The organism is Microbulbifer maximicatervae (SeqCode) (assembly GCF_052467325.1).
In genome coordinates this window covers 4,139,634-4,160,031 of the sequence record NZ_CP174310.1, presented here as the reverse complement: position 1 = coordinate 4,160,031, position 20,398 = coordinate 4,139,634, and the positions used below count along the sequence as shown (strand labels likewise).

The 20,398-nt window shown below is 50.6% G+C and carries 4 protein-coding genes; 1 reads left to right on the top strand and 3 read right to left on the bottom strand.

The features are described 5' to 3' along the window. Positions 1-75 precede the first annotated feature (75 nt). The 3 genes from ACJJIE_RS18565 to ACJJIE_RS18555 all read right to left on the bottom strand — a co-directional run bounded on the left by ACJJIE_RS18565 (position 76) and on the right by ACJJIE_RS18555 (position 19,198). Positions 76-14,463: a filamentous hemagglutinin N-terminal domain-containing protein gene (locus ACJJIE_RS18565; protein WP_444892613.1), complete on the bottom strand. Its 14,388-nt coding sequence runs from the start codon at positions 14,461-14,463 to the stop codon at positions 76-78. A 59-nt stretch (positions 14,464-14,522) separates the two neighbouring features. Continuing rightward, entirely contained in the window at positions 14,523-16,484 is a 1,962-nt protein-coding gene (locus ACJJIE_RS18560; protein WP_282930247.1) for a ShlB/FhaC/HecB family hemolysin secretion/activation protein, read from the bottom strand. Between the two features lie 80 nt (positions 16,485-16,564). Beyond that, positions 16,565-19,198, bottom strand: a complete 2,634-nt coding sequence (locus ACJJIE_RS18555; protein WP_444892612.1) for a bifunctional serine/threonine-protein kinase/formylglycine-generating enzyme family protein — start codon at positions 19,196-19,198, stop codon at positions 16,565-16,567. 589 nt (positions 19,199-19,787) lie between these two features. On the opposite strand from ACJJIE_RS18555, the gene ACJJIE_RS18550 reads away from it, so the two are divergent. Then, positions 19,788-20,276: an Hcp family type VI secretion system effector gene (locus tag ACJJIE_RS18550; protein WP_282930250.1), complete on the top strand. Its 489-nt coding sequence runs from the start codon at positions 19,788-19,790 to the stop codon at positions 20,274-20,276. The last annotated feature ends 122 nt before the right edge of the window (positions 20,277-20,398 follow it).

The window sequence follows — 20,398 nt, the reverse complement described above, 5'->3', positions numbered from 1 at the left end:
AATCCCTGCCAGGAAAATTCCGGGCACAAAAAAAGCCGGCCCTGAAGACCGGCTTTTTGCAAAGGAGAGTTTACTTTAGTGCCCTGCACTGCCTCCATTAAAGTCCCCAAGATCTACAGCGATATCGCTGGGTGCATCGCTGGTACCCAGCTCCAGTTCAGCATCAAACTTAGGTGTGGTTTCCGCCTCCTCAGCAGCTGAAGCTACGGCAGGACTCAGCTCTCCAGACTTGAGACGCATCTCAGGGGAGTTCACTGCATCGACACCACTACTGTAAGGCTTCACAGCACTAAAGATCGCGGGGTCTACATGGCTGAAATCCTCTACCGCATTCTGAACTGCTGATTTGAGGCCCTGGGATGCCTGGGCACCAGCAACTGACTGCAGCTCGTCACCAGTACTGGTAACCGTCGGGATCTGGCCAATAAAGTCGGGCTCATAGTAACTGACGGAATAGATATCCAGTGTATTGGTGACATCCATGCGGAGAGGGTTAGTCGCCTCACCAATAATGGTCCACAGCTCAGTTTCTGTTCCCAGGGTCACAGCGGATGCAGTGATATGGGTATCTCCGTAAGTTTCAGCGGTCAGGATGCCAAAGCTGGAGCTGGCCAGGGAGACAGTGCCCCGCCCTGCATCGATCTCGTCAATCACAAGATCTCCAGCAGCGAGCACACTGATATCGATATCCGCGCCCGAAGTGGCAACACCCAGGACACTAACATCCGTCTCAATATCTACATCGCCACCAACAACCAGTTCGGCACGATCAGCGGTCAAGCTACCGCCGATTGTGTCTGTTGAGCTGCTGGTGACATAAATATCGCCCTCACCATCGTAGCCCAACCGCATATCGCTGAACTGGAGTCCGGCCCCGTTTTTATTGAAGCTTTCGGATCTATTTCCGCCATCTTCAAAATCAAATGCACGATCGGTCAGGACGGTAATACTGTCAGAGGTGTTATCCAGATATTCGAAGCCTGTGAAGCTAAAGTTACCTACCTGGTTGCCACTGCTATAAATCTCCCAGGTAGCACCGGACAGGTTGTATTGGAAATCATCAGATCCGCCACCACCAGCAAGCTCTACATCCTGGCCAATATCAGTTTCTACCGTCAGCAGGTCATTGCCAGCACCAAGGGAAATACTGTCAATCACAGTGCCGGAGAAGGTGACGGTGTCACTGCCTGCACCAGTATCAATCCCGGTGAGTTCACCACCGTTTAAATTAAACTCGTCAGCACCGGAACCGGCAGTAATAGACTCGATACCGGTAATCGTGAGTGATTCCCCACCACTGGAAACTGTGTGTTCAGAGTCATTGATATCCCAGACGGCATCAATATCTGCACCATAAACAGTATCTGTGCCGGAACCTGCAGCAACACTATCCAGGTCGGCAAACGTTACTCCGCCAATCGTCATGGTATCCAGAGCGCTAAACTCATACTCACCATCGATATCCTGGCCAATATAACTTCCCGCCCCTTCTACGAGTTCGAGGTTATCAAAATAGACGGTCAAGCCATTTACTTCAGCCTCTACACTGCCTTCGACAAGTGAGTTGCCGGAGCTCGTGGAGGTCCAGGTAGCGCCATCCGCACTAACGGTGTCGCTACCACCTGCGCCATCTACCGTTTCCAGCCCACTGAAGTCGATGCCCGCAACACTGATATCGCCATCGGAGCTAAGGGTAAAGTCATCGTCACTGTCAGTGGCCACCAGGGTGTCATTACTACCCGACGTATTTACTTCTTCAAGGCCGGTAAAACTGATGCCCGCAGTTTCCAGTGCCTGATCCCCCTGCAACTGGAACTCAGCAGAATCGTAGGTGTTTGTCAGGACGGAAGTGACCGCACTGGAAATGTTATAGAAGGACAGTGAGCCAGCAGCTACCTGGTTATCAGTACCCGTTAATGACAGGCCATCACTGTAGGCGCTGGCATCCAGGCTATCATCACCGCCATTGCCATCCACCGCAGACATGCCGGATACGGTCATGCTGTAAACTTCTACATCCGCATCAGACTGGAGCACAAATGCATCATCATTGGTTGTAGCAACCAAATCTGCATTTACGGCGGTGAGATTATCGATGTTGGTAAAAGTGATGCTGCTGTTAACGGCTTCGTTATCAGTTCCCGTGAGGCTCCAATCTGCACCGTCTGCACCAGTAGCAGTATCATCACCCGTTCGAGCGTTAATGGTACTCAATCCGGTAAAGGCGATACCGTAGCTGGTCGCGGCATTATCACCATCTATAGTGAAGCTATCCGCGCCAGTAGTGCCTATCAGCGCTGAAGTCACGGCACTGACGATGCCATCAAAAGTCAGGCCAGCCACCGTTACCTGATTATCGGTGCCGGTAAGCCTCAAGCTATCGCTATAGGCGCTGGCGTCCAGGCTGTCATCACCACCCTGACCATCGACAGCAGACATACCGGAAACGGTCATGCTGTAGACTTCGATATCACCAGTCGACTGCAGCGTAAAGGCATCTGCACTGCTGCTTCCCAACAGATCGGCATCGGTTACAGCAAGGCTATCGACACCGGCGAAGCTAATGCCACTGCTGCTGGCTTCATTATCATCCCCTTCCAGAGTCCAATCAGCACCGCTAGCGCCAATAACACTATCGCTGCCAGAGCCCGCCTCAACGGTATCCACCTCGGTAAAGTTAATTCCGGCGACCTCTAAGGCATTATCACCGGTGATGGTGAAGCTATCCGCATCACTGGTACCGGTCAGCACTAAGGTCTCTGCATCTGAAATGCCGGAAAACACTAAGGTGCCGGCGCTGACTTTTTTATCCGTGTCGGTGAGGGTCAGGCCATCGGTAAAGTTCGTGGCATCCAGGATGTCATCACCATTGCCAACCACCTCGGACATGCCGGAGACCGTCATATCATTGACTTCGACATCGCCGCCAGAGGTTAGGAGAAACGTTTCTGTACTGTTGCTGTAACCCTCAAGGTTGGCATTGACGGTAACCAGGGTTTCCACGCCGGTAAAGGTGATACCGTGATTGGTCGCCTCATTAGTATCGCTTCCCAGGACCCAGTTTTGACCGCTGGCCCCGGTGACACTGTCTGTGCCATCCATGGCGTTAACGCTGTCAATATCGCTGAAGGCTATCTGATTGGCCTTCAGGGCTTCATTGCCTGTTACCTCGAAGGTATCGTTCCCCGCCGAACCTTCCAGGTCACCGCCACTGACACTCTCAATATCGCTGAAGGTGATTGAGCTTGTAGTCGCCTCATAGTCATCACCAGTCAGGGTTACGGTGCTGATCGCAGTAACACTGTCACTGCCTGTTCCCGCATCCCCCGCATCGACCGTGTCCACACTGCTAAAGTTGATGCTATTGGCAGTTAGGCTGTTATCACCGGTTACGACGAAGCTATCTGCTGAATCAGAGCCTTCGAGGCTATCCGCAGTGACGCTTTCAATATCACTAAACGTAATTAAGTTCGTTTCGGCTTCATAGGCTGTGCCGGTCAGGGTTACGGTGCTGATCGCGGTAACACTGTCACTGCCGGTTCCCTCATCCCCGGCATCGACCGTGTCCACACTGCTAAAGTTGATGCTATTGGCAGTTAGGCTGTTATCACCGGTCACGACGAAGCTATCTGCTGAATCAGAGCCTTCGAGGCTATCCGCAGTGACGCTTTCAATATCACTAAACGTAATTAAGTTCGTTTCGGCTTCATTGGCTGTGCCGGTCAGGGATACGGTGCTGATCGCGGTAACACTGTCACTGCCTGTTCCCTCATCCCCCGCATCGACCGTGTCCACACTGCTAAAGTTGATGCTATTGGCAGTTAGGCTGTTATTACCGGTCACGACGAAGCTATCTGCTGAATCAGAGCCTTCGAGGCTATCCGCAGTGACGCTTTCAATATCACTAAACGTAATTAAGTTCGTTTCGGCTTCATAGGCTGTGCCGGTCAGGGTTACGGTGCTGATCGCGGTAACACTGTCACTGCCGGTTCCCTCATCCCCGGCATCGACCGTGTCCACACTGCTAAAGTTGATGCTATTGGCAGTTAGGCTGTTATCACCGGTTACGACGAAGCTATCTGCTGAATCAGAGCCTTCAAGGCTATCCGCAGTGACGCTTTCAATATCACTAAACGTAATTAAGTTCGTTTCGGCTTCATTGGCTGTGCCGGTCAGGGATACGGTGCTGATCGCGGTAACACTGTCACTGCCTGTTCCCTCATCCCCCGCATCGACCGTGTCCACACTGCTAAAGTTAATGCTATTGGCAGTTAGGCTGTTATCACCAGTTACGACAAAGCTATCTGCTGAATCAGAGCCTTCGAGGCTATCCGCCGTGACGCTTTCAATATCACTAAACGTAATTAAGTTCGTTTCGGCTTCATTGGCTGTGCCGGTCAGGGATACGGTGTTGATCGCGGTAACACTGTCACTGCCTGTTCCCTCATCCCCCGCATCGACCGTGTCCACACTGCTAAAGTTGATGCTATTGGCAGTTAGGCTGTTATTACCGGTCACGACGAAGCTATCTGCCGAATCAGAGCCTTCGAGGCTATCCGCCGTGACGCTTTCAATATAACTAAACGTAATTGAGTTCGTTTCGGCTTCATTGGCTGTGCCGGTCAGGGTTACGGTGCTGATCGCGGTAACGCTGTCACTGCCTGTTCCCTCATCCCCGGCATTAACCGTGTCCACACTGCTAAAGTTGATGCTATTGGCAGTTAGGCTGTTATCACCGGTCACGACAAAGCTATCTGCTGAATCAGAGCCTTCGAGGCTATCCGCCGTGACGCTTTCAATATCACTAAACGTAATTGAGTTCGTTTCGGCTTCATTGGCTGTGCCGGTCAGGGTTACGGTGCTGATCGCGGTAACGCTGTCACTGCCTGTTCCCTCATCCCCGGCATTAACCGTGTCCACACTGCTAAAGTTGATACTATTAGCAGTTAGGCTGTTATCACCGGTCACGACAAAGCTATCTGCTGAATCAGAGCCTTCGAGGCTATCCGCCGTGACGCTTTCAATATCACTAAACGTAATTAAGTTCGTTTCGGCTTCATAGGCTGTGCCGGTCAGGGTTACGGTGCTGATCGCGGTAACGCTGTCACTGCCTGTTCCCTCATCCCCCGCATCGACCGTGTCCACACTGCTAAAGTTGATGCTATTGGCAGTTAGGCTGTTATCACCGGTTACGACAAAGCTATCTGCTGAATCAGAGCCTTCGAGGCTATCCGCAGTGACGCTTTCAATATCACTAAACGTAATTAAGTTCGTTTCGGCTTCATTGGCTGTGCCGGTCAGGGATACGGTGCTGATCGCGGTAACACTGTCACTGCCTGTTCCCTCATCCCCGGCATCGACCGTCGTCACGCTGGTAAAGCTGATATTTGCAGCATCCAAGGCGTTATCACCGGTGATGGTGAAGCTATCCGCATCACTGGTACCGGTCAGGGCTAAGGTCTCTGCATCCGAAATGCCGGAAAATACCAGGGTGCCGGCGCTGACTTCATTAGTGCTACCGGTGAGGGTCAGGCCATCGGTAAAGTTCGTGGCATCCAGGCTGTCACTACCGTCGCCAACCACCTCTGACATGTCGTAAACCGTCATATCATTGACTTCGACATCGCCGTCGGAGGTCAGAACAAACGCATCCGCATTGCTGCTACCCTCAAGGTTGGCACTCACGGCAACCAGGCTTTCCACACCGCTGAAAGTAATACTGCTATTGGTTGCTTTGTTATCTTCAGTAGTCAGGGCCCAGTTTGCACCACTGGCACCAGTCACACTATCGTCACCGTCTGCGGCATCAATAGTAGTGCCAAATCCTGTCACAGTAATCTCATTGGCTGTGACTTCTGTAGCGCTCACTACGACAAAAGTATCGTTATTGCTAGAGCCGGCCAGGGTGCCGGCAGCTGTGATACTTTCAATATCGCTAAAGGTAATGGAGCTTGAGGTTGCTTCATTATCATTGCCGGTCAGGCTTACGGTGCTGGTCGCAGTAACACTGTCACTGCCTGTTCCCTCATCCCCAGCCTTAACTGTCGTCACGCTGGTAAAGCTGATATTTGCAGCATCCAGGGCGTTATCACCGGTGATGGTGAAGCTATCCGCATCACTGGTACCGGTCAGCACTAAGGTCTCTGCATCTGAAATGCCGGAAAACACTAAGGTGCCGGCGCTGACTTTTTTATCCGTGTCGGTGAGGGTCAGGCCATCGGTAAAGTTCGTGGCATCCAGGCTGTCACTACCATTGCCAACCACCGCTAACATACCGGAAACCGACATCTCATTGACTTCGACATCGCCGTCGGAGGTCAGAACAAACGCTTCTGCACTAGAGGTACTCACAAGGTTGGCATTGACGGCAACCAGGGTTTCTACGCTGGTAAAGGTGATACCGTAGTTGGTCGCCTCATAATCATCGCTTCCCAGGGTCCAGTTTTGACCGCTAGCCCCGGTGACACTGTCTGTGCCAGCCATGGCGTTAACGCTGTCAATATTGCTGAAGGCAATCTGATTGGCCTTCAGGGCTTCATTGCCTGTTACCTCGAAGGTATCGCTCAACCCCGAACCTTCCAGGTCACCGCCACTGACACTCTCAATATCGCTGAAGGTGATTGAGTTTGTAGTCGCCTCATAGTCATCACCAGTCAGGGTTACGGTGCTGATCGCGGTAACGCTGTCACTGCCTGTTCCCTCATCCCCGGCATCGACCGTGTCCACACTGCTAAAGTTGATGCTATTGGCAGTTAGGCTGTTATTACCGGTCACGACGAAGCTATCTGCTGAATCAGAGCCTTCGAGGCTATCCGCCGTGACGCTTTCAATATCACTAAACGTAATTGAGTTCGTTTCGGCTTCATAGGCTGTGCCGGTCAGGGTTACGGTGCTGATCGCGGTAACGCTGTCACTGCCTGTTCCCTCATCCCCGGCATCGACCGTGTCCACACTGCTAAAGTTGATGCTATTGGCAGTTAGGCTGTTATCACCGGTTACGACGAAGCTATCTGCTGAATCAGAGCCTTCAAGGCTATCCGCAGTGACGCTTTCAATATCACTAAACGTAATTAAGTTCGTTTCGGCTTCATTGGCTGTGCCGGTCAGGGATACGGTGCTGATCGCGGTAACGCTGTCACTGCCTGTTCCCTCATCCCCCGCATCGACCGTGTCCACACTGCTAAAGTTAATGCTATTGGCAGTTAGGCTGTTATCACCAGTTACGACAAAGCTATCTGCTGAATCAGAGCCTTCGAGGCTATCCGCCGTGACGCTTTCAATATCACTAAACGTAATTAAGTTCGTTTCGGCTTCATTGGCTGTGCCGGTCAGGGATACGGTGTTGATCGCGGTAACACTGTCACTGCCTGTTCCCTCATCCCCCGCATCGACCGTGTCCACACTGCTAAAGTTGATGCTATTGGCAGTTAGGCTGTTATTACCGGTTACGACAAAGCTATCTGCCGAATCAGAGCCTTCGAGGCTATCCGCCGTGACGCTTTCAATATAACTAAACGTAATTGAGTTCGTTTCGGCTTCATTGGCTGTGCCTGTCAGGGTTACGGTGCTGATCGCGGTAACGCTGTCACTGCCTGTTCCCTCATCCCCGGCATTAACCGTGTCCACACTGCTAAAGTTGATGCTATTGGCAGTTAGGCTGTTATCACCGGTCACGACAAAGCTATCTGCTGAATCAGAGCCTTCGAGGCTATCCGCCGTGACGCTTTCAATATCACTAAACGTAATTGAGTTCGTTTCGGCTTCATTGGCTGTGCCGGTCAGGGTTACGGTGCTGATCGCGGTAACGCTGTCACTGCCTGTTCCCTCATCCCCGGCATTAACCGTGTCCACACTGCTAAAGTTGATACTATTAGCAGTTAGGCTGTTATCACCGGTCACGACAAAGCTATCTGCTGAATCAGAGCCTTCGAGGCTATCCGCCGTGACGCTTTCAATATCACTAAACGTAATTAAGTTCGTTTCGGCTTCATAGGCTGTGCCGGTCAGGGTTACGGTGCTGATCGCGGTAACGCTGTCACTGCCTGTTCCCTCATCCCCCGCATCGACCGTGTCCACACTGCTAAAGTTGATGCTATTGGCAGTTAGGCTGTTATCACCGGTTACGACAAAGCTATCTGCTGAATCAGAGCCTTCGAGGCTATCCGCAGTGACGCTTTCAATATCACTAAACGTAATTAAGTTCGTTTCGGCTTCATTGGCTGTGCCGGTCAGGGATACGGTGCTGATCGCGGTAACACTGTCACTGCCTGTTCCCTCATCCCCGGCATCGACCGTCGTCACGCTGGTAAAGCTGATATTTGCAGCATCCAAGGCGTTATCACCGGTGATGGTGAAGCTATCCGCATCACTGGTACCGGTCAGGGCTAAGGTCTCTGCATCCGAAATGCCGGAAAATACCAGGGTGCCGGCGCTGACTTCATTAGTGCTACCGGTGAGGGTCAGGCCATCGGTAAAGTTCGTGGCATCCAGGCTGTCACTACCGTCGCCAACCACCTCTGACATGTCGTAAACCGTCATATCATTGACTTCGACATCGCCGTCGGAGGTCAGAACAAACGCATCCGCATTGCTGCTACCCTCAAGGTTGGCACTCACGGCAACCAGGCTTTCCACACCGCTGAAAGTAATACTGCTATTGGTTGCTTTGTTATCTTCAGTAGTCAGGGCCCAGTTTGCACCACTGGCACCAGTCACACTATCGTCACCGTCTGCGGCATCAATAGTAGTGCCAAATCCTGTCACAGTAATCTCATTGGCTGTGACTTCTGTAGCGCTCACTACGACAAAAGTATCGTTATTGCTAGAGCCGGCCAGGGTGCCGGCAGCCGTAATACTTTCAATATCGCTAAAGGTAATGGAGCTTGAGGTTGCTTCATTATCATTGCCGGTCAGGCTTACGGTGCTGGTCGCAGTAACACTGTCACTGCCTGTTCCCTCATCCCCAGCCTTAACTGTCGTCACGCTGGTAAAGCTGATATTTGCAGCATCCAGGGCGTTATCACCGGTGATGGTGAAGCTATCCGCATCACTGGTACCGGTCAGCACTAAGGTCTCTGCATCTGAAATGCCGGAAAACACTAAGGTGCCGGCGCTGACTTTTTTATCCGTGTCGGTGAGGGTCAGGCCATCGGTAAAGTTCGTGGCATCCAGGCTGTCATCACCGTCGCCAACCACCTCCGACATGTCGTAAACCGTCATATCATTGACTTCGACATCGCCGTCGGAGGTCAGAACAAACGCATCCGCATTGCTGCTACCCTCAAGGTTGGCACTCACGGCAACCAGGCTTTCCACACCGCTGAAAGTAATACTGCTATTGGTTGCTTTGTTATCTTCAGTAGTCAGGGCCCAGTTTGCACCACTGGCACCAGTCACACTATCGTCACCGTCTGCGGCATCAATAGTAGTGCCAAATCCTGTCACAGTAATCTCATTGGCTGTGACTTCTGTAGCGCTCACTACGACAAAAGTATCGTTATTGCTAGAGCCGGCCAGGGTGCCGGCAGCCGTAATACTTTCAATATCGCTAAAGGTAATGGAGCTTGAGGTTGCTTCATTATCATTGCCGGTCAGGCTTACGGTGCTGATCGCGGTAACGCTGTCACTGCCGGTTCCCTCATCCCCGGCATCGACCGTGTCCACACTGCTAAAGTTGATGCTATTGGCAGTTAGGCTGTTATCACCGGTTACGACGAAGCTATCTGCTGAATCAGAGCCTTCAAGGCTATCCGCAGTGACGCTTTCAATATCACTAAACGTAATTAAGTTCGTTTCGGCTTCATTGGCTGTGCCGGTCAGGGATACGGTGCTGATCGCGGTAACGCTGTCACTGCCTGTTCCCTCATCCCCCGCATCGACCGTGTCCACACTGCTAAAGTTGATGCTATTGGCAGTTAGGCTGTTATTACCGGTCACGACGAAGCTATCTGCTGAATCAGAGCCTTCGAGGCTATCCGCAGTGACGCTTTCAATATCACTAAACGTAATTAAGTTCGTTTCGGCTTCATAGGCTGTGCCGGTCAGGGTTACGGTGCTGATCGCGGTAACACTGTCACTGCCGGTTCCCTCATCCCCGGCATCGACCGTGTCCACACTGCTAAAGTTGATGCTATTGGCAGTTAGGCTGTTATCACCGGTTACGACGAAGCTATCTGCTGAATCAGAGCCTTCAAGGCTATCCGCAGTGACGCTTTCAATATCACTAAACGTAATTAAGTTCGTTTCGGCTTCATTGGCTGTGCCGGTCAGGGATACGGTGCTGATCGCGGTAACACTGTCACTGCCTGTTCCCTCATCCCCCGCATCGACCGTGTCCACACTGCTAAAGTTGATGCTATTGGCAGTTAGGCTGTTATCACCGGTCACGACGAAGCTATCTGCTGAATCAGAGCCTTCGAGGCTATCCGCCGTGACGCTTTCAATATAACTAAACGTAATTGAGTTCGTTTCGGCTTCATTATCATTGCCGGTCAGGGTGACGGTGCTGATCGCGGTAACGCTGTCACTGCCTGTTCCCTCATCCCCGGCATTAACCGTGTCCACACTGCTAAAGTTGATGCTATTGGCAGTTAGGCTGTTATCACCGGTCACGACAAAGCTATCTGCTGAATCAGAGCCTTCGAGGCTATCCGCCGTGACGCTTTCAATATAACTAAACGTAATTGAGTTCGTTTCGGCTTCATTATCATTGCCGGTCAGGGTGACGGTGCTGATCGCGGTAACGCTGTCACTGCCTGTTCCCTCATTCCCGGCATTAACCGTGTCCACACTGCTAAAGTTGATGCTATTGGCAGTTAGGCTGTTATCACCGGTCACGACAAAGCTATCTGCTGAATCAGAGCCTTCAAGGCTATCCGCCGTGACGCTTTCAATATAACTAAACGTAATTGAGTTCGTTTCGGCTTCATTGGCTGTGCCGGTCAGGGCTACGGTGCTGATCGCGGTAACGCTGTCACTGCCTGTTCCCTCATCCCCGGCATTAACCGTGTCCACACTGCTAAAGTTGATACTATTAGCAGTTAAGCTGTTATCACCGGTCACGACAAAGCTATCTGCTGAATCAGAGCCTTCGAGGCTATCCGCCGTGACGCTTTCAATATAACTAAACGTAATTGAGTTCGTTTCGGCTTCATTATCATTGCCGGTCAGGGTGACGGTGCTGATCGCGGTAACGCTGTCACTGCCTGTTCCCGCATCCCCGGCATTAACCGTGTCCACACTGCTAAAGTTGATGCTATTAGCAGTTAGGCTGTTATCACCGGTCACGACGAAGCTATCTGCTGAATCAGAGCCTTCAAGGCTATCCGCAGTGACGCTTTCAATATAACTAAACGTAATTGAGTTCGTTTCGGCTTCATTGGCTGTGCCGGTCAGGGTTACGGTGCTGATCGCGGTAACGCTGTCACTGCCTGTTCCCTCATCCCCGGCATTAACCGTGTCCACACTGCTAAAGTTGATGCTATTAGCAGTTAGGCTGTTATCACCGGTCACGACGAAGCTATCTGCTGAATCAGAGCCTTCGAGGCTATCCGCCGTGACGCTTTCAATATAACTAAACGTAATTGAGTTCGTTTCGGCTTCATTGGCTGTGCCGGTCAGGGCTACGGTGCTGATCGCGGTAACGCTGTCACTGCCTGTTCCCTCATCCCCGGCATTAACCGTGTCCACACTGCTAAAGTTGATACTATTAGCAGTTAAGCTGTTATCACCGGTCACGACAAAGCTATCTGCTGAATCAGAGCCTTCGAGGCTATCCGCCGTGACGCTTTCAATATAACTAAACGTAATTGAGTTCGTTTCGGCTTCATTATCATTGCCGGTCAGGGTGACGGTGCTGATCGCGGTAACGCTGTCACTGCCTGTTCCCGCATCCCCGGCATTAACCGTGTCCACACTGCTAAAGTTGATACTATTAGCAGTTAGGCTGTTATCACCGGTCACGACAAAGCTATCTGCTGAATCAGAGCCTTCGAGGCTATCCGCCGTGACGCTTTCAATATAACTAAACGTAATTGAGTTCGTTTCGGCTTCATTGGCTGTGCCGGTCAGGGTGACGGTGCTGATCGCGGTAACGCTGTCACTGCCTGTTCCCGCATCCCCCGCATCGACCGTGTCCACACTGCTAAAGTTGATGCTATTGGCAGTTAAGCTGTTATCACCGGTTACGACAAAGCTATCTGCTGAATCAGAGCCTTCGAGGCTATCCGCCGTGACGCTTTCAATATAACTAAACGTAATTGAGTTCGTTTCGGCTTCATTGGCTGTGCCGGTCAGGGTGACGGTGCTGATCGCGGTAACGCTGTCACCGTCTGCTCCCCCATCCCCTGCATCAACCTTGGTCACATCACTAAACCTGATGCCTTTGGCCCTTAGACTGTTATCACCCGTCACCTCGAAGCTATCTGCTGAATCAGAGCCTTCGAGGCTATCAACACTCATAGTGTCAATATTACTAAACGTAATTAAGTTTGTTTCGGCTTCATAGTCATTGTCGGTCAGGGTCGCAGTGCTGATTGCTGTGATATTGTTATCACCACCACCCAAATCAACTTCTTCAATACCAGAAAAGGAAATGGTATCGAGGGAAAATGCGTTGTCACCAGTAATGGTTATATCATCGTTATCATCTGACAATGTGAATTTATCTGAATCACTGCTGCCTGTAATAGTACCGACATTACTTACAGTAAGGTCGCCCAACGTATTTTCTGTTGCATCAGATCCGGTATCACTATATGAGTCATAACCTACGGTTAAATCAAAATTATAAACATCGATAGTGCCTGAGTTAGTAAAAGCTCCGCCGGCCTGAATAATCAGGTCACTACTACCAGTGGCCTTAATAGTGGCTTTTGAATCGACTGTCACATCACTGTAAGAAGTTAGCGTGAGTGTTGTATCCTCGCTCCAGCTAATACTTTCATTAACTAGGATGCCGTAGCCCCCATCATTTCTTGACTCTCCTGTATCAGTGACATTAATTACATAATTATTATTCTCTAGTCCTTCTTCAATTGATCCTGCGGTAATACAGTTCGACGCATCGCCACAGTCACCGTCACCCACGATATCCATCCAACCCGGGTCCAACAACCAGGTGCCGGTCTCCCCATCCCCATAAGCAAGGGTGGAAACAAACATGTTGTCTTCATCCAGATTCAGGTAAATCTTGCCGGAAGTTTCTACCAGGCCGCCATCACCGCCGTCTTCCCCTGACTCGGCGAGAATCGTACCGCCAAAATCAGTAGTGTCATCGGCCCAGACAATAACGGTGCCACCATCGGCATCGCCAACACCGCTGGCATCGATATTGGCTTCTGCCGTGACCATGGTGGTTTCGGCATTGCGAACATCTTCATTATTCCCCTGGTAGTCGCCGCCAATAAGGACTTCACCACCGGAGGAAGTACCACGGGCATCAATATTCCCGCTGACAACAACTTCATCACCCAAAACAGCAACGTAACCGCCACTGCCAGAGTCAGCGACTACCGAAATATCTCCGCTGTGCTCAGCAAAATCGCCCTCCAGGACAACCTCACCACCGGCGCTGCCGGATGCATCCAGAGTTCCACTATTGACGACTCCGGAACCCGATCCAAACAGGCGGATCTTGCCTCCGCTGGTATCAATACCACGAGCGGTTATTGTGCCTTCATTGTTTACTGCGGCAGTAAACAGGTCGCCGGAAACACTGGCTTCCATCACAACTTGGGCGCCGTCAATGGAGCCTTCGTTTAATACGGCACTATCGAGGCCGAGGTCATTTTCCATAACCTCTTTAGTTACTTTGAGGCCGATCAAGCCATCCGCATCAAAAGTTAATAAAGCTTCATCAGCTGCTGCCAGGGTAACAAGTTCTGCACTGATTAAACCGCTAGAGGCATTTGTTACCTGCTTACCAACCAGGACTGCGCTGGACGCATTAATTACACCCCGGTTAATAACAACCCCTGAGGAACCCGACTCGCCTTTAAAGGCAAAATCGCCGTTCATAAAGTCTTCAGGGCTCATATCGAGCCCGGACGCGGTTATCGCACCGACATTAACTGTGGCTGTTTCAGTAAAGAGAACCCCCCGCGGGTTCACCAGGATAACGTGGCCATTGGCTTCTATCGCACCCTGGATCGTGGTGACATCCTGATCCAGGATTCGGTTCAGTACGATAGAGGAGGAGTCCGGCTGCAGGAATTGAACCAGTTCCTCTTCACTTAAATTAAAAGAATCCCAGTCGATTGATAACAGGTCTGTTACCTGGTCGACCGTTGTTGTGGCCCCATCGACATCGATGGTGCCGCTACCGCCGGTTACCACACCGCCTTCAGGTCCAGCATGAACCATCGGACTGATCAGCCCTGCAAACAGGCCTGCATAGGCAAAACTTGATACCTTAATGGCACTTGCTAATTTTCTTAACTCAAGCTTTTTGTCTTTGGCTTTCATACCAGCACCTTGCGAAGAGGAACCTTGCTACTTTTAAGTTTCGAGGAAACAGTATTTGTTCAGTTATAAAAAACGGAGAAATCAGCGTAGACGGTGGGTTCGTCTTCACCAATTGCAATATTCGTTATCGAGGAACTCGACATAATTGGCCAAGCGACAGAGACCTTACTTGAGAAGCTGTCACTCCAATTCATCTTAAACAGCATTCCGCCTCCGGAGAATCGAGCCCAGTCATCCTCCACAGTCTCCTCATAGTTATTCACATAGCCATAGCCCACATCGGCAATCAGTGCTACTTGGAAAATGTCATTTAAACGCTGATTAAACAGGATCGGGTTCATGAACTCAGGGAAGTTGAGGTACCACTCTGCGGTAACCACTGCCCCAATATCTGCAGAGAAATCTCTTGCTGAGAACGCGCGCACGCCATTGGCGCCACCGAGGGATAATTGCTCAAACCCTGGCAGATTACTCTCACTGTATTGAGCTCTTCCTTTCACGATTAACCTTGAACGATCATCAGTAAAAGGCATGGGTAAAAAGAGCAGTGAGCTGGTGTTAATTGCCAGTTTATTAAAGTCGTCCCCTCTTCCCTCTTCAACCGTATTTTGATGCTCACCATATTGTGCTGTAGCACTCAAAACATTGAGCATTGGAATGAAGCCACTGGAAAGGCTATCCATATAAAAACCGACTTCACTGCCATAGACGTGGTCATTAGTGAATTCAATAATGCCATCAAGGTCTGATTTCTTTTCTGTCAGACCGAAAGAGCCAGTGAGATTGAAATCCCTGGAGCGTCGGAATTTATGGTCTAAAGACAATGCATAACTTTTATTAACACCGGAAATTTCCAGTAAGTTAATTACGTTATCTTCATCGGTCTCATCGTAAAGACTAAATTCATTATGATCGGCAGATATTTCCAGGCGGGTGCGAGGGCCAAATAACGGGAAGCTATATCTGAACTGGCCGAGGTCAGAACCAAAATCGTCATCTGACTCAGGGTTTGATTTCAAATATCCCAGGGTCAATGCATCACCAAACCCAAGGGGGTTCAACCAGTCGACAGTTGCGTAAAGTCGCTCACTACCGGTATACAGTGAACCGTGGTTATCAGCCCTGAAAGTTGCACGCCAGGAGTCTGATTCGCGCACTTTTAAATTGAGCTTGGTTTCACCAGGGTTATCCCCCGCACTGAAATACCCAGTAACATTTAATCCGGGCAAGTCGTTAAGTAAATATAACCCTTCCTCGATATTCTCATGATTTACCAGGTGGCCGCGCTGCTCTTCGAAGGGCTCCGCCAGTTTTTCGTCTGAGTAATTTTCGTTATCTTCTGCAACAACCTGTCCGAGGAGTCCCTCTTGTACAGTAAGAGTGACCACCCCATTTTCTACATCTTGAGCGGGAATTTGCACTTGGGCCAAAAACAGCCCCTGGCGACGATAGAAGCTTGTCAGTTCTGCGGCGATCTCTTCGAGATCTCCATAACTTAAGCCTCTTTCTCTATTTTGTTTTTCAATTACACCGACCAGTTTCTTGAGCTCCGCTGGCCCCAAGCCACCTGGATTAAACTGGGCGTTCATGTTGCCGAGCAATATTGCCAGCTCTTCAAGGTTATCTACGGTGTAACCGCTAGCGAGGATTTGATCCTCTTTCATGAATTTTGCCCGAAGGTCCTCTGCCATTTCCTCTACAACTTCTCGGGAAATACCAAACTCTGGAAACTCTTCTAAGCGGTGAAACTTGAATTCTTTTACAGTGATCCGCGGTCCCTGGTTCCTCTCGGAGACTTCAGGGATTTCAGTGTTTAAGTTGGGGTCTTCTGCTTCATAAGTACGCTGCAGGAAATCTTTAGTTACATCCACCTCAGTAATTGTGGAGGTATCCTGATTAAAGGCTTCCCGGACCCGGCTGCGAAAACTGGATCCATCATCCTGGGCAAAAACCGGTACTTGCGATACAAGAAAGCCAGCACCAATAAATAATGCCAACTTACTTTTTTCTAGCCCAAGCATATTTCCCCCAGTTCTAATCTCTAAATTTTTAATCTAACCAACTTGACTATCGTATCGACATTCGCTGGTAATTGTTTAACCTAGTTAACATCTCTAACGATACGGAAACCGGTGAATTCGTCGGGCTGGCCATTATGGAGTTTCTTGGTTGTTGCCAGGCAGCGGCTCATCGGGTCAATACGACTTCCCCCGAGAGCAAGTAATTCACCTTCTGTACCCAGCCCCCACTCCTGGACATTACCTACCGCATTCAGCAGCCCAAATCCGTTGGAGGACCCGGCCCGGGTGGGAACCATTTCAGCGCCTTTTTCGATGCCGCCATACTTCAAGTGGCAGTTTCGATCCGCCACCTCGTCCTCTCCCCTGGCACTGGCGGCTGCAAACCACTCCTGTTCCGAGGGCAAGCGGTAACGATAGCCTGTCTCATCACTAAGCCAGCTTAAATAAGCCTCCGCTGTTGCCAGGGACAGGTTATTGGCCGGCAGCCCTGATGCAGCCGGGGTCTGCTCCCCGCATTGACCAGCTATACGGCAGAATTGAGCCAACTCGGTGCTGCTGACCTCGTACTTACCCACTGCCAGCGACCTGCCACTCAACCCTTTGATCACGACCATTGTCGGCCCTCTGCTACCATCCGCTAAGCGATCGCGGCAGGTATAGCGGTCGCCTCTGCGACCACTTCCGGGGACTAAATGGCCGCAGAAGTCCAACTTGAAATCTTTCAATGGTTGGTATGCAGGCAGGAGAGCCCTGAACTGATCAACCAGGACCTCTGTTTGAATTGGGTCTTTCATACCCAGGTTGGTTGCGCAATTCACAAGCTCTTCACCCACTACAGGGCGTATCTGCAAGGCTTTTGCACTATCCAGTTTTGCCAGGCGGGCCAACTGGGAGCCTACTGAGGAGGCGCTCATTGTAAAACCACAGGTAAGCGCAACTTCCATATCATCAAGAACAGCGTCGATCTGCTTTTGCTTGAGGGCAGCCAGACGGCGGCGTTCCGCGCGCTCTTCAGCCAAACGGATGCGCTCAGCCTCACGCTCTTCTGCGATCCGCTCCGCCTCTAGGCGCGCACGCAAGCTCTCTCTATCATTCGCCAGCTGAGTCTTGATAGCTTCGGCTTCTTTTGACTCGCCATACCAGTTGGCTACACCCGCTAGCATGACATCGGCCTGATCGAGGTTACCCAGATTTAACTGACCCGTTGCAGCGGCGAGGAAAAGTTCTGAGACCTGGCGACGGGAAGAATCCAAAAATTCTTTATCCACAGGGTTCAGCTCGGAGTATTCCTCTAACTCCAGCTGAAGATCCCGCTCCCAGGCTGGGGTCAAAATACTCAAGCCAATCAGCCGGGTGATAGCCTCTTTCTTGTCGCTAATGCGCCGGGCCAATAACTCCTGCTCATGCTTAAGCTCAAGCTCAACCCTGACTCGCTCTTGCTCTGCAGCATTTTGCTGCTGCAGGTGGCCGTAACCTACAACTGCGCCCCCCAGAACCATCACAAACGCACTGCCGAGCACCCACTTCCAGGCATGGCTAACAAAAAATGCCTGGACGAATTTATCAACTGTACTTGTACGATTTTCCCGCTTCAGCTCAAGTGCTGACTCAAGCGCCCGCCACTGCCGGCGGTTGAGCCCTTTGATCCGCTTGGGCCGTAAGCCTTGCTCCAAGGCTTTGTCTGCTGGCGTTTTGTTGTAAGGGTGGCGACCGCAGAACAGCTCGTAGGCAACACACCCCAGTGCATATACATCATCACTCGGTGCCGGCTCTGCCCCCTTGAGCATCTCAAGGCTCGCATAGGCCGGGGTGAGAGCTCCGAGAGTACCTGCATCAAATACTGTGGTTTCACCAGCCTTATTAGCGATGCCACCCTCAGAAACTGCTCGGGCAATACCGAAATCAAATACCTTTGCACCCTTTTTATTGGTGACAAAGATATTGCCCGGTTTAAAGTCTGAGTGAACAATCTTGTGGGAGTGGGCGTATATCAGGGCCTGGGAGATATCCCAAAATACCGAGCGGGCACGCTCTGGCTCCAGCCCCACATCCGCATGATCGCGTAACAACTTGTCCAACGGAGCACCCTCAAGGAACTCCATTGTCATAAATACGCGATCCCCATCACGGTCAAAGTCGTAAACCGTTACGATATTAGGGTGCGCGAGGGTCTGAGACTTCCGTGCTTCCCTCTGGAGGGAGATAAATGCATCAGGGTGCTTTTGGAAGTCATCATTAAGCAGCTTGATAGCGACATAGGGCTCGCTGTCATTGGCTTCTAACTTCCGGCGGTCCAGAGCTTTGTAAACCGCTCCCATTCCCCCTACACCCAGAAGCTTATCCAGCTCAAACCGGCCTTTGATCACCGTTTTGGTCACGGCATTTGAGCCGGCCGCCTCCAGAGGCTCAGACAATATAGCTGAATCGGCAGAGCCCCCACCCAAAACCTCATCAACCCCAGCTGCATCCCCTGTTCGTCTTGGGGTGGACACAAAAACTGTCGCATCAGAGCTAAAACCGGCGGCAGCCGAGGGGATTACAGGTTGCGCACCTTTAACAGGTTGAGCACCTTTAATGGGGGGGTGATCATTGGCTCCGGTCTTATCCTGCTGGACAATGACGGTGATATCACCATCTTCTGTCAGCCCACTGGTAGATTCGCTCGAGCCCGGCGGAGTGCCACTCGGCCGAACAATACGTGTCTTATCGTTCAATTCCGCCTCCATGGAAAACCATTACGACACATCCAAATTCGCAAAAGCTTTGTTATTGGTCGATTGGGTAAGGCAATAAAGTAGGGTGCGAAGTATATCGAACAGCCTATGGGGCAACAATGAATCAATATTCAAATAAATTTGCCTTAACGCGCCATCAAACTATTATTCGAATCCAGCCCCCGAAATCATTGAGCATTACCTCTTTAAAGGGGTGGATTACATATTATTACATAGCGAGTTTATCAAAATAGTACGGTTAAATGCTTTCAAATAGATGTTCGCCTGTCAATCAATATCCATGACCAAAATCATCAACTTAGCCTCAACAATGAGTTGTTAATTTTTATAAGTAAAAAAATAGTGTCAGAGTCAATTAGAGCAAACAGGCAGAATCCGTAACAGCTGAAAACCGCTTCGCGAAATTAGTGCCAGAGTCGATTAAATAACTAGAAAATTAGTTTTTTTTTCGCGTTCTCTTTGTTTAAATCACCTCAGTTGCTACCGCGACAACAACCTAAACAACTGCAAGTCGCGATGGTACGGAATTAACCACCAACATCACACGCCAACCAATGAGGGACACCCCATGGCTATTTACATGAACTACAACGACAAAGCTGTAAAAGGTAATGTTACTGCTTCTGGCTACGAAGACTGGATTGAAATTGACAATCTGCACTTCGGCGTTGGCCGTGGCATCACCATGGAAGCCGGCGCTATGGCAAACCGTGAAGCTTCTCGCCCAAGCCTGAGTGAATTAACTTTCAGCAAGCGCTTGGACGCAGCTTCCGGCGGCCTGCTCAAAGCTTCTGTAACTGGTGACGAAGGCGTTAAAGTAGAGATCCACGTAGTTCAAACCGGTGCGAACTCTGTTGAGAAGTATGCTGTTTACAAACTGGAGAACGTCCTGATTTCTTCTTACAGCACTTCAGCTTCTGCTGGCGGTCCTCCCTCTGAGTCTGTTGCTCTGAGCTACGCCAAAATCGAAACTGAGCTCAACCACGCTGACAAGAGCAACAAGAACCCAACCAGCATGCGTGTTGGATACTGCCTGGAAACTGCCAAGGCCCTGTAAGCCAGATCAAAGTGCGATCTGCTTACAAAATGGTCTGCGGAAACCCCGCAGACCATTGTCTGGCAGTTCTTTAGCTGAGCGCTTACCGAGCTTTCAGCTAAAGAACTGAATACACAAAACTA